This is a genomic window from uncultured Winogradskyella sp., from assembly GCF_947496485.1.
Classification (GTDB): domain Bacteria; phylum Bacteroidota; class Bacteroidia; order Flavobacteriales; family Flavobacteriaceae; genus Winogradskyella.
Genome location: NZ_CANMCZ010000001.1, coordinates 1,717,101 through 1,731,333, shown reverse-complemented (window position 1 = coordinate 1,731,333; position 14,233 = coordinate 1,717,101). Strand labels below are relative to the sequence as shown.

Genomic DNA, 14,233 nt, shown 5'->3' with positions numbered 1-14,233 from the left:
TTTAGACTAAATTTAATTCTCCTTTAGATTCCATTTCCTTTAATTCTTTTACCAGATCTAAGGCATCTGGAATCACATCACTACACAATATAATAAGTGATCCTTTTACTGCATTTTTAACTGCATATTTAATCGCTTCACTCTCTGAAGGGATAATTGTAGTTTTCTTATTAGGATCTTTCATTTTGATACCATCATTAAGCATTTTAATAAGCTCTTCTTCAGTTTTTCCTCGTAAGCGTTTGTCCTGGCGGATAATAATTTCATCAAACATTTCTGCGGCTATGCTTCCCATTTCATTATTATCCTCAACACGTCTGTCACCAATACCAGCTATGATTCCAACTTTTACAGTTGCATCTAATTCATCTGTAAATTTTTGAAGCGCTCTCATTCCTGCTGCATTATGTGCGTAATCTAGTAAAATACTAAAGTCATTGAATTCAAATAAATTTAAGCGTCCTGGTGTTTGTGTTGCAGACGGAATAAAGGTTTCTAAACCTGCTTTCATATCTTCTATACTAATGCCTTGTACATGTGCTGCTAAAATTCCTGCCAATACATTTTGAATCATGAATTTTGCTTTTCCACCGTAGGTCAATGGAATGTTTTCGGCTTTCATTAAACGCATCTTCCACTCTCCTCTACAAATAGTTACATAACCATTTTCGTAAACAGCAGTAATACCATTAAGGCGTTGTAAGGCTTTTATTCTTGGATTATTTTCATCCATAGAAAATAAGGCGACATTGCAATCAAGACTTCGACGCATATCGTAAACCAAGTCATCATCTGCATTTAAAATAGCATAACCATCTGGTAACACCGTTTCTGGAACAACGCCTTTTACTTTAGCCAATTGCTCAATAGTATGAATACCTTTTAGACCTAAATGGTCTGCTGCCACGTTAGTCACAATAGCAACATCACATTTTTTAAATCCTAAACCAGCTCTTAAAAGTCCACCTCTTGCACATTCTAATACAGCAAAGTTCACTGTCGGATCTTTAAGTACAAATTCTGCACTTGCAGGTCCTGTACAATCCCCTGTCATGAGCAACCTATTTTGAATATAAACTCCGTCACTTGTGGTATAACCGACGCGATATCCGTTCATTTTTGCAATATGAGATACTAGTCGAGATGTTGTTGTTTTTCCATTTGTACCTGTAATGGCAATTATAGGAATACGTCCAGTTTCTCCTTTTATTGGAAAGAGTTTATCAATAACTGGTGCTGCCACATTTCTTGGCAAACCAGATGTTGGTGCCAAGTGCATTCTAAAGCCTGGACCAGCATTTACTTCTAATACTGCTCCACCTGTTTCAGATAAGGGTTTAGATATATCAGTAGTCATGATGTCAATACCGCAAATATCCAAATCAATAATTTTTGAAATACGCTCAGCCATACTTACGTTAGCAGGATGTATTATATCTGTAATATCTTCAGCTGTTCCACCAGTACTCAAGTTTGCAGTATCTTTTAAAATTAAGCGCTCTCCTTCCGCTATGATAGATTCTAAAGAATAACCAGCATCTTTAATAATGGTTTTGGTTAATTCATTGACTGTGATTTGCGTTAGTACATTTTCATGACCAAAGCCACGACGTGGATCACTATTTACTTTATCTATAAGTTCTTGTACTGTTGATTCACCATCACCAATAACATGTGCAGGCGTTCTAATAGCACCAGCGACTAACTGGTTATTAATAACCAATAATCTATAATCATCACCTACAATAAATTTTTCAACAATAATGGCACCACTTTTAGAACTGTCTTTAGCATGATGAAATGCAACTAAAGCATCATCATAATTATTTATATCTACAGTAATTCCACGACCATGATTGCCATCAATAGGCTTAATTACTAAAGGGAAACCTACATAACGACAAGCTTCTTCTAAACTACGCTCTCTGCGAATAATATCACCACGAGGCACCTCAACTTCAGCTTGTTCTAATAAGTACTTCGTATCTTCTTTATCACAAGCCAACTCTACACCAATACTGCTCGTTTCACTGGTGACAGTTGCTTGAATTCGTTTTTGATTAGCTCCGTAACCTAATTGGCATAAAGAGTATTTATTAAGTCTTATCCAAGGAATACCTCTTGCTTCTGCTTCAGCTACAATAGAACCAGTACTTGGTCCTAAGCGGTCAGCTTCACGAAGTTCTCGCATTTCTTGAATATCTTCTGCCAAATCATATTCTTTACCGGCAATTAAAGCTTCACAAATTCTTACAGCCGATTTAGCAGCATATCGTCCAACGGATTCTTCCATATAAGAAAACACGACATTATAAACACCATGTTCGCCATAGCCTCTGGTTCGACCAAAACCTGTATCCATTCCAGCAAGTGTCTGAATTTCTAAGGCGATATGTTCTATAACATGACCCATCCAGGTACCTTCATCTACACGCATAAAAAACCCACCTTCACAGCCTTCAGAGCAGCGATGCGAATACATGCTCGGAAACATTCCTTTTAATCGCTCTGGGAAACCATCTATTTTATTAGATGGTAATTCCTCCATCTCCTGAAGGTCTAAAACCATTACAATTAACTTGTGTCTTCGTACAGACCAATAATTTGGTCCTCGCATGGCATTAATACTTCTTATCTCCATTATGGTTGGTTTTTTTGTTAGTGAAAGATTATAAATATAGTATTTTTCAATAGAAAATTTGGCTTATTTTTGAGCAATATTTTTAGACTAAAATTATGCACGAGATTAAGGGAACTTTAATACCTATTGGAGGAAATGAAGATAAAGGTATTGAAGCAGATGAAATGTACACTTTGGAATTTATTGAGGAAGGTATTTTATATCACGTTGTAAAAGAAGCTGGCGGAATAGATTCTAATATTGTAGTAATTCCTACAGCATCTAGCATTCCTGTTGAAGTTGGTGAAAATTATTTGACTGCATTTTCTACTTTAGGCTGTAAAAATGTAGATGTTTTAGATATTCGCTCTAAAGAAGATTCGGAAACTGAGCAAGCTATTAGTCTTATTAAAAATGCTAATTGTGTGATGTTTTCTGGAGGAGATCAATCTAAAATTACAGATAAGATAGGTGGCACTTCAATTCACACTATTTTAGTAGAACGCTACAAGAATGAAGAAGGCTTTGTTATTGCCGGCACTAGTGCTGGTGCTATGGCAATGGCAAATGAAATGATTGCTGGTGGAAGTGCATCTGAATCCTTTATTAAAGGAGCAGTGAATATGTATAAAGGGCTAGGATTGATACCTGAATTAATGATTGATACACATTTTATCCGTCGTGGTCGTTTTGGAAGACAATCAGAAGCTGTAGCAAAGTTTCCAAATCTTATTGGATTTGGTCTTGCTGAAGACACAGGTATGATTATTAAAAATGGTAACGAATGTACCGTAATTGGTTCTGGAATGGTAATCGTTTTTGATGGTAATACGCTTACTCATAATAATGAAAAAATATTGCAAGAAGGTACGCCTATGACTATGGCAAATCTTACTGTCCATGTATTGTCTAATGGTGATAAGTATGATATTAGAAATAGAAAAGTGGACGTATTACCTATTGAAGCGCCTTTTATCTAATCTTTATATATAGAAATTGTCTCGATTCCATTTGAAGATTTACTAGCACGATACATACCTTCTGTGTTAAAAGGCATTGCAATATTACCATTAGCATCGACAGCGATTAAGCCACCATCTCCTTTTATTTCAAGGATGCGCTTATTTATTACTTCATTAGATGCTTCCTCTAGAGACAATCCTTTGTATTCCATTAAACAAGACACATCGTAGGCAACAACACCTCTTATAAAAAACTCACCACTTCCAGTACAACTGACAGCACAAGTTTTATTATTTGCATAATTACCAGCACCAATCATTGGCGAATCACCAACTCTTCCCCATTTTTTATTGGTCATGCCTCCAGTTGAAGTAGCTGCGGCAATATTACCTTCATGATCACATGCTACCGCTCCAACGGTTCCAAATTTACCATCTTTTTTTACGCTATGATCTAATTGAAATGAATTACTATCCTTTATACCTTGCCATTGCTTATAACGTACCTCATCATAAAAATAATCTGGGTCTTCTAAATCATAGTTCTGATCTTTTGCAAAGTTCATAGCACCATCTCCTGCTAAAAATACGTGATAACTTTTCTCCATAACATCACGAGCTAAGGACACTGGGTTTTTAATTCCAGTAATTAAAGATACTGCTCCTGCTTCAAGATTTTTCCCTTCCATTATCGCTGCATCCATTTCATGTGTGCCTTCTGCTGTAAAAACACTTCCTTTTCCTGCGTTAAATAAAGGTGAGTCTTCTAAAAGTTTAACTGATATTTCAACCGCATCTATAGCAGTGCCACCATTTTTTAGAATTTCGTAACCAGCATCTCTTGCTCTTTTTAAAGCGTTTTTATACTGTACCTCTAATTCTTGAGTCATTAGTCCTTTAATTAAGGTTCCTGCTCCACCATGTATGGCAATTGAAAATGTTTTCATTTACAAATTTGATTTTTGGAATTCAAAAATACGCTTTTGATTTATCATTGAAAAGTCTTACTGTTGCTGAAAAATAAGGTTGTTATTGAAAAAAACTTTTACATACTTTTAAAATAATTTTATTGTATTTTTAATCATAAATAATGAGCCATTAATTCAATGAAACATAGCTATTTTTTATGCTTACTAGTTATAGTTTTCAAACTATCTGTTCTAAAAGCACAAAATTTAACCTTCTATCATTATGGATTAGAAGATGGTATATCTCAAGAAACTATAAGAACAATATTAAAAGATTCTAATGGGTTTCTATGGCTTGGCACACAAGATGGTTTAAATAGATTTGATGGCACGTCATTTACAGTTTATAAAAACAAGAAAAAGGACAGTTTAACCATCTCCGGGAATTTCATTAATGCACTGGTAGAAGACAATGAAGGTAACATTTGGATTGGTACAAACGATAACGGAATTTCAATTTATGATTCTTATAAAAATAGCTTTAGGGAAGCCTCAATAAAGAAAGGAAATTGCAGCAGCCTTTCTAAGACTTCTGATGGTACTATCATCGCTACAGTGTTAAATGAAGGTATTGTTATTTTTAACTATAAAAATGGACATCATTATCCAAGAACCATCACTACAATTAATGATGAAAAATTACAGTTTAACGCAACCTTTGTATATGCCAATAGCCTCTATGTAAGTACGCAAGAAGGTCGTTTATTTGTTTCTGACAATATTTTAAGTAATAATGTAAATTTCGAAGAAATTAAACTTGGTAAATCAGTTGGCATTATTAATACGCTGTATGTGCTTGAAGATTATATCTGGTTAGGTACTTCTGATGGATTGTTTTTTTATAATAGAGACCAAAAACTACTTTCTAGAATAACTTTAGATTCAAAAATTGAAGACAAAGAAAAATTAAATATTGCATCTATTGATGTTTTTAATGACACCTTTTACATTGGTACTTTTAATGGTCTTTTTATTGCTAAAAAATTCAATGAAAAACAACTCCAATTTGAACAATTAACTCCCTACAGAGGCGAGCAAAAGCTAGCCAATTCTATCACTTCTAATAGAGTTTATGACACCTATACTGATGGTAACTTACTTTGGGTAGGCACTAATAATCTCGATGTTGTTACATTGATAGAACCCGTATTTAAGAATGTAAATACAACTTCTAATGTTGCCCTTAACAATGCCTTTATTTTATCATTTAGCAAAAATGAAGACTACCTTTTTGTCGGTACACGTAAAGGTATAAACTGTATTAAAAACACTGGTGAGGTCACTTACATAACAAAAGAAAACACAAATCAAGCTTTGGCCTTCAATGTAATTAGAGCCATGGCTATCGATCACAATAACTACTTATGGGTAGCAACCATTAAAGGAATGTCAGTGATTGACCTAACCAACTTTGACCCTGAGTATCCAAAAATAATCAGTTTTTTTCACGATAGCGACAATGCAAGTTCCTTAAGTTCTGATGCTACGCGAGGCGTATATGTTGATCATGAAGGTACTGTTTGGGTTATGACATATGGTGGCGGTATTAATAGATTTACAGGTAATCTAAAAACCAATACAATAACTTTTGAGCATTATAAAGCTAACCCCAATACAAATTCAATCAGCTCTAATTTTACATATAACATGTCTCAAGATAAGGACTTAAGGTATTGGATAACCTCTGAGGAAGGGTTAAATTCATTACAATTTGAAGATGCTAATTATCAAAAACCAAAGTTTATAAATTACTTCAGTGAAAAAAGTGATACCACTAGTCTAAGCAGTAATACAACCTTACACACATGGCACGATACAGATAAAAATTTATGGGTTGCATCGCAGGATGGTTTTAACAAGTTTAATCCCAAAAACAAAACTTTTAAACGTTTTGGTAAGGAGCAAGGATTAACCAACACTTTTGTCTACAGCATTACTGAAGATTTGAATAATAACTTATGGCTTACAACTAATGGTGGCCTATTCAGATTCAATAAATCAACAGGACAATTTACCAACTACAACCAAGGAGATGGTGTTCAAAGCTCAGAGTTTAACCTTGGCGCACATTTTTATAATAAGGATAAAGACGAAATCTATGTTGGTGGAATTAACGGTTTTAATGTTTTTAGTCCAAGCAAGGTTTCACAACTTGACATACCAGGACATCTCACATTTACATCGTTAAAAATAAAAGATAAAGAGATTAACGCATTAACAGATAATAAGATAATACAAGAGAGCATCACAAAAACCAATGAAATTACGCTACGACATACAGACTTTCCTTGTTATATCAATTTTTCAGATTTAGATCTTAGACCCAACAAAAATAATCAGTTTATATATGCTTTAAACGATAATCAATGGAATGAATTGAGAGGTTCTAGAGAAATTCAATTATTAAGTTTACCTAAAGGATCTCATTTGCTGCAAATACAAGGACAATCAAGAAATAAAGTTTGGAAAACATCTCCTCTGCAATTAAGAATTGAAGTCATTCCTCCATGGTATAAAAGTAATTTGGCCTATTTATCTTACTTACTATTATTCTTAGGTATTGTATATGCGTTTTACAGAATAAGTCTTCAACGTCAGATCGCAGGACAAGAATCAAAAAGACTTCAAGACTTAGATGATTTAAAATCTAGATTTATTACCAATATTACGCATGAGTTTAGAACACCATTGACTATTATATTAGGTTATTTGGGGAATTTGAAAGAACGCTTTTCTGGAAAGAATGAAGTTGAAATATCACTTAATACTATTGAACAAAATAGTAATAATCTTCTCGATTTAGTTAATCAAATGCTAGACTTAGCAAAGCTCGAAAAAGGGCAACTCAGTGTTAATCTTACACAAAATGATGTGGTGGCTTTTACATCCCAAATAGTAGATAGTTTTACTAGCATTGCCTCAGACAAAGGGGTTGTTTTAGAGTTTATTGCCAAACCCAATGAAATCGTTATGGATTTTGATACCGAAAAAATCCGTCAAATATTAACAAATCTTATTTCTAATGCTATTAAGTTTTCTCCTGAAAATTCAGAATTGCAAATTAATCTACAAAAACTTAATTCATCATTGCTTCAAATAGAAGTTATAGATCAAGGCTTCGGAATTTCTGATGAAGAACTCCAATTTATTTTCGATCGCTTTTTTCAGGTTGAAAGTAAAGAGCATAAAGTCTCTCAAGGTACTGGAATTGGTTTAGCATTAACCAAAGAGTTAGTAGAGTTATTTAAAGGTTCTATTAAAGTAAAATCTAAATTAAACATAGGCACTACATTTACTATTACATTACCAATCACTAACAATGCAGAAACTAAAGAGATCTCTCAAATTCAAAGGCAAATGACAGTTGGTACTGTAGTACCTCAACTCAATGATGTTGTTGTGGACGAAGATTCTAATAGTGTTCTTATAGTAGAAGACAATTCTGATATGGCACGTTATATTGCATCTTGTCTTAGACCAGAGTATAAAGTGAGTTTTGCCAAAGATGGTAAGGAAGGGTTAGACATGGCTAAACAAAGTATACCAGATATTGTAGTAACTGATGTGATGATGCCTATTATGGATGGTTTTGAGTTAACTCGAAAACTACAAGCAAATAATAACACTAATCACATACCTATCATTATGCTCACCTCAAAGGCTGTGCAAGAGGACAGATTTGAGGGAATTTCTAGTGGTGCAGATGCTTATTTAACTAAACCATTTCAAAAAGAGGAGTTACAGTTGCGCATACAAATGCTTATTGCAAAACGTAAAAAACTTCAAGAATCTTACGCGGTAAATACGATAGTTCAAAAAGAAGAAAAGAAAACAGAAACAACAGATAAGAATCTCATCTTTTTAAATTCGGTTATAAATGTCATTCATCAACATATAGATGATTCTAATTTTGGTCCCACTGAACTTTCAAAATCTTTAGTCATGAGTGACTCACAATTATACCGAAAGTTAAAAGCCATTTCAAATACAAGTACTGCTATTTTTATAAGAAAAGTACGCTTAGAAAAAGGTAAAGAACTACTCAATACAACTGATTTATCTGTGTCAGAAATTGCATATTCTACAGGATTTAATGATCCTAATTGGTTTAGCAAGGTCTTTAAAGAAGAATTTAAAGAAAGTCCAACCGAGTTTCGTAATTAATTGATTAACAGTTGTTTATTTTATTTTAGAAAAAATGATTCTAGTCTGTTTTTTTCTTTTTGACAAAATACTCCTTGTTTTTGAAAAAATAATCCATATCATTTTTTGATATACAGAATAGGTTTGTAAAAGCTATTAATTACAAAACTATAAATCATGAAAACTTCAACACTATTAATCTCTCTTCTTGTCCTAAACTCTAGTGTATTATTCGCACAATTTGCCAATTGGTTATTTGCCTATGTAAATCCATTTGTCATGATTGGTGCAGAAGTCGTTTTAGCGCTTAGCTATTTTGCCAACCGGATTCTCAAGGATGTACGTGATGTTTTTGACGTAGATATAAAACTGTAAAAAAAGATTCGTCAAAAATATTAAACCACTACACATGAAACTCTTATATATAATTCTATTTATTATTGGAACACATATTGGATTTTGTCAACCAGCAAATGACACCTGCGCTAATTCTGAAACAATCACATTATCCACTGCTAACTTAACCGTAAATTTCTTTATTAATAATGCCACGCTGAATAATGAAAATGGCTGTTCAGACTCTCCAGAAACATTTGCAGATATTTGGTATAACTTTACCATACCAGTTAATGGTAATATATATATTGATGGTAATATCATCTGGAATCAATTTGCTATTTACGATGCCTGTAATGGCAACTTACTAGCTTGCAATAGTGGCGAACTGTATGCTACAAATATCAGCGCCAATACCAACTTGCTGTTACGTGTTTTTAGAACTGAAAACCTAGCAGATGAAGGTGCCTTTCAAAGTTTTGACATTCATGCATTTGAGATACCGAGTAACGATTCTTGTGAGACCTCTATCAATATTCCTTTGACTCAAACCTTACAGGAAAGTGTTTCTTTTACCATTGGTGGCAGTGATATTAATAATGGTTTTGGTTGTTCTGACACTTCTTTAGACTATGCCGATGTTTGGTACGATTTCACCATGCCTTTTGATGGCAACATTATAATAGACGGTAGCATTCTATGGAACAAATTTGAAATCTATGATGGCTGTGGAGGCACTAGTCTTTATTGTAGCCAAGATGAACTCTTTGCTTTAGGACTCATAGGGAATACCAACTACAAATTGCGGGTTTATAGAAATACAAATCAAGCTTTTAGTGAACTTTTTTTAAATTTTACTATTCAAGCCTTTGAATCTGCTACTAACAATAGTTGTGGTACTGCAGAACCCATAATAATTACCGAAAATACCACAAGTATTCCTTTTAATATAGGTGGTGCAACTATTGACAACATAACAGGATGTACTTCAGATATTCAAGACTATTCTGATGTATGGTTTCAATTTACATTAAATGAAACATCAGATATCACTATCGATGGTAATATCATCTGGAATAAATTTCAACTATTTACTAATTGTAATACCTCATCCTTAGGTTGTTTTGAACAAAGTGGTACATTCTCAAATTTACCATCTGGCTCATATCATCTAAGGGTATTTAGAGAATTAGCCCAAGGGTCAAATTCATCTTTTGTGAGTTTTAGCATTTCAAAATCTTCTACACTCGGCACTAATATAATAGAGCTTTCTAATATTGAAATACATCCAATTCCGGCTAAAGAAAACCTAACGGTTTCAACTACTGACCCTATTTCAAGACTAGAAATTTATAACTTATTAGGTCAAAGAGTTAGCTATAATACTAATCAAAATACTATCAATATTTCACAACTAAAATCTGGTATGTATTCGCTAAAAATTACTATTGATAACACATCAGTTGAAAAACGTATACTCATAGAATAACATAAAAACCTATAATTGATTGTCTTCAATTATATTTTTTGACTAAGAAAGCCGTATTAGAGAGCGGCTTTCTTTTAAATCTATTAACCCATAAAATTCCAACGCAATGAAAAGACAATTTTTTTTAAAGTCAATAAGCGGATTAGGCTTATTAACCTTAATTCCTCAAAATGCTTTTGCTAAATCGTGGTCTAAATTTGCAGGTGACTCAAAACCGAAAATCATTAGAAATAATATGGGCAACCTTTTAAACGTAATAGGTGATATACAAACTCATAAACTTATAGGTAGTGACACTAATCATCAAATTGTGGAATGGGTAGATAATGTAGAGCCTGGTGTCGGCATTCCACCACATACACATACTAAAGAGGATGAAATCTTTAGAGTAATTAAAGGTAAAATTGAAATAATGGTAGATGGAAAAACAACTACTTTAGAAGCTGGAGATATGGCTTATGCGCCAAAAGACATTCCCCATTCATGGAAAGTTGTAGGAACAGAAAAAGCCAAAATGATAACCAGTGCTTTTCCAGCAGGCATTGAACTAATGTTCAAAAAACTAGCCGATTTACCTGCTGGACCTCCAGATTTTAAGAAGGTTGCAGAAATATGCAGTGAATATGGCATCACCTTTTCCGCATAATTGATTGTCTTCAATTATATTTTTAAACAAGGAAGCCATATTAGAGAGCTACTTTCTTTTTTTGTTCATTATTTAATAAATCATTCTTTCATATCAAGGTTTAAGTTTTGTAGTTTTATAGACTTCAAAATTTAATTTCATGTCAGACCAAAAACGTCTTTTTCTTGTTGATGCCTATGCCCTTATTTTTCGTGGCTATTACGCTTTTATAAAAAACCCAAGAATAAACTCAAAAGGAGAAGATACCTCAGCCATTATGGGCTTTATGAACTCGCTTTTAGATGTTATAAAACGTGAGCGACCAGATCATTTAGCTGTTTGTTTTGATAAAGGTGGAAGTGTAGATCGTGTCGAGATGTTCGAAGCTTATAAAGCCAATAGAGATGAAACTCCTGAAGGTATTAGAACTGCAATTCCACACATTTGTAACATTCTTGAAGCTATGCATATTCCTATAATGGTTAAAGAAGGTTACGAAGCTGATGATGTTATCGGAACGTTATCTCGACAAGCAGAAAAGGAAGGTTACAAAACCTTTATGGTCACTCCGGATAAAGACTTTGCGCAGTTGGTCACAGAAAACACATTTATGTATCGTCCTGTTTTTGGTGGTGGTTACGAAACTTGGGGAATTCCTGAAGTTCAGAAAAAGTTTGAAGTTACAGATCCTTTACAAGTAATAGATTATTTAGGTATGATGGGTGATGCTTCAGACAATATTCCTGGATTACCAGGTGTTGGGCCCAAAACAGCTAAAAAATTCCTCGCCGCTTATGGTAGTATGGAAGGGTTATTGGCCAATACACACGAGCTAAAAGGCAAAATGAAAGAAAAAGTTGAGGCTAATGGTGAGTTAGGATTATTATCTAAAAAACTAGCCACAATTATGCTCGATGTTCCTGTCACTTTTAATGCGAAGGATTTTGAACTCGACCATCCAGATGTTGAAAAAGTAAAAGAGATATTTCAAGAGTTAGAATTCAGACGACTGACCGATAACTTTTTAAAAACATTTTCTCAAGAAACAACGACTGCAACTGCAACAGAGACCTCTACAAAACAAGACGCTCCTAAAACAACTCCAAAAGAACAAAAATCTGCTGGTGCTGGCCAGTTCTCGCTTTTTGGTGGAGATACTGATTCTGAATCTGCTGAAACAGTTTCAGAATATACGCGTAAAACACTTAATACTACCTCTCATTTTTACCAAAGTGTGGCTTCTGGTATGGCGACAAAATTGTTTGTCAAAAATTTAATGAGTCAAACTTCTGTGTGTTTTGATACAGAAACCACTGGACTTAATCCGTTAACTGCTGAATTGGTTGGAATAGCATTTTCTTGGGAAGTTGGTAAAGGCTTTTATGTGCCTTTTCCTGAAGATAAAAATGAAGCTCAAGAACTCATAGAAATTTTAAGACCATTTTTTGAAAACGAAAAAATTGAAAAAATTGGTCAGAATTTAAAATACGATATCAAAGTCTTAGCTAAATATAATATTGAGGTAAAAGGTAAATTATTCGATACGATGTTGGCGCATTATCTCATCAATCCAGATATGCGACACAATATGGATGTGTTAGCTGAAACTTACCTTAATTATTCACCTATTTCTATCACAGAACTCATTGGCAAAAAAGGGAAGAATCAACTGTCCATGAGAGAAGTAGATTTAGAGAAGCAAACTGAATATGCTGTTGAGGATGCAGACATTACTTTACAACTTAAGGAACATTTCGAAAAAGAATTAGGTGAGGCTAATACACAAAAGTTATTCAATAATATTGAACTGCCTTTATTACGCGTACTTGCTGCAATGGAGTTAGAAGGCATTAATCTCGATTGCGATTTCTTGAATTCACTCTCGGAGGAATTAAATAACGACATCGCTAATCTTGAAAAAAACATTTATGAAGCTGCTGGTGAAGAATTTAATATTGCATCACCAAAGCAATTAGGTGTTATTTTGTTCGAAAAAATGAAATTGGTCGATAAGCCTAAGAAAACAAAAACTGGTCAATATTCTACAGCTGAAGATGTATTGAGTTATTTGGCAAAAGATCATGATATCATTCAGCAAGTATTAGATTACCGAGGACTTGCAAAATTAAAAAGTACTTATGTTGATGCTTTACCGTTGCAAGTTGAAGAATCTACAGGTCGTGTTCATACGGATTATATGCAAACTGTTGCAGCTACAGGTCGTTTAAGTAGTAATAACCCTAATTTACAAAATATTCCTATTCGTACTGAACGTGGTCGCCAAGTTAGGAAAGCGTTTGTTCCAAGAAATAATGAGTACACATTACTTGCTGCCGATTATTCACAAATAGAACTACGGATTATTGCCGCTTTAAGCGAAGAAGAAACGATGATTGAAGCGTTTAAAAATGGTGAAGATATTCATGCCTCAACTGCATCTAAGGTATTTAATGTACCAATTGCTGAAGTGACAAGAGAACAACGAAGCAATGCTAAAACGGTCAACTTCGGAATTATTTATGGTGTCTCTGCTTTCGGATTAAGCAATCAAACCAATTTATCACGTAGTGAATCTAAAGAATTGATTGACACTTATTACGAAACTTATCCAAAGCTAAAGGCTTACATGGGCAAACAAGTAGATTTTGCTAGAGATAATGGTTATGTTCAAACCGTTTTAGGTCGTCGTCGTTACCTAAAAGATATTAATTCTCGTAATGCAGTAGTTCGTGGTGCAGCAGAACGTAATGCCGTTAATGCACCAATACAAGGAAGCGCAGCAGATATTATTAAGATTGCGATGATTAATATTTATGATAAACTTCTAGCTGGTGAATATAAATCTAAAATGCTTTTACAAGTTCATGACGAACTGGTTTTTGATATTTACAAACCAGAGTTAGAGGGCTTAAAAAATCTAATTAAAACCGAAATGGAAAATGCTTACAAGCTTTCCGTTCCTTTAGATGTCGATTTAGATATTGGTGATAATTGGTTAGAAGCACACTAAAGTATTTCAGTCATAGAAATGAGTTTTAATAAAGATAAAGCTATTTAAGAATTAACTTACCTTTTCTTATCTTTACATAA

Annotated in this window: 8 protein-coding genes; 6 read left to right on the top strand and 2 right to left on the bottom strand. The window is 33.8% G+C overall.

All coding sequences use genetic code 11. The features are described 5' to 3' along the window. Position 1: 1 nt before the first annotated feature. Positions 2 to 2,641 (bottom strand): cyanophycin synthetase, encoded by a 2,640-nt coding sequence (gene cphA / locus Q0822_RS07450; protein ID WP_299122101.1) that lies wholly within the window; start codon positions 2,639 to 2,641, stop codon positions 2 to 4. 95 nt (positions 2,642 to 2,736) lie between these two features. Here cphA and Q0822_RS07445 point away from each other — a divergent pair, with 95 nt between their 5' ends. Then, positions 2,737 to 3,600 carry a cyanophycinase gene (locus Q0822_RS07445; protein ID WP_299122100.1) on the top strand — a complete coding sequence of 288 codons (864 nt, stop codon included), beginning with the start codon at positions 2,737 to 2,739 and terminating at the stop codon, positions 3,598 to 3,600. Here Q0822_RS07445 and Q0822_RS07440 read toward each other — a convergent pair. Further along, positions 3,597 to 4,529 carry an isoaspartyl peptidase/L-asparaginase gene (locus Q0822_RS07440; protein WP_299122093.1) on the bottom strand — a complete coding sequence of 311 codons (933 nt, stop codon included), beginning with the start codon at positions 4,527 to 4,529 and terminating at the stop codon, positions 3,597 to 3,599. The genes Q0822_RS07445 and Q0822_RS07440 overlap by 4 nt on opposite strands. Positions 4,530 to 4,688: 159 nt before the next feature. Between Q0822_RS07440 and Q0822_RS07435 the strand changes: the two genes are divergently transcribed. The 5 genes from Q0822_RS07435 (at position 4,689) to polA (ending at position 14,153) form a co-directional block, all read left to right on the top strand. After that, positions 4,689 to 8,714 (top strand): response regulator, encoded by a 4,026-nt coding sequence (locus Q0822_RS07435; protein WP_299122088.1) that lies wholly within the window; start codon positions 4,689 to 4,691, stop codon positions 8,712 to 8,714. Between the two features lie 156 nt (positions 8,715 to 8,870). Further along, positions 8,871 to 9,068: a hypothetical protein gene (locus Q0822_RS07430; protein ID WP_299122083.1), complete on the top strand. Its 198-nt coding sequence runs from the start codon at positions 8,871 to 8,873 to the stop codon at positions 9,066 to 9,068. Between the two features lie 34 nt (positions 9,069 to 9,102). Continuing rightward, the gene (locus Q0822_RS07425; protein WP_299122080.1) at positions 9,103 to 10,518 is read left to right on the top strand and encodes a T9SS type A sorting domain-containing protein; all 1,416 of its coding nucleotides are present in this window, start codon (positions 9,103 to 9,105) and stop codon (positions 10,516 to 10,518) included. Positions 10,519 to 10,624: 106 nt separating this feature from the next. Then, positions 10,625 to 11,164, top strand: coding sequence for a cupin domain-containing protein (locus tag Q0822_RS07420; protein ID WP_299122076.1), 540 nt, complete (start codon positions 10,625 to 10,627; stop codon positions 11,162 to 11,164). Positions 11,165 to 11,303: 139 nt separating this feature from the next. Next, complete coding sequence (gene polA, locus Q0822_RS07415) at positions 11,304 to 14,153, top strand: DNA polymerase I (RefSeq protein WP_299122072.1); 2,850 nt, start codon at positions 11,304 to 11,306, stop codon at positions 14,151 to 14,153. Positions 14,154 to 14,233: the final 80 nt, after the last annotated feature.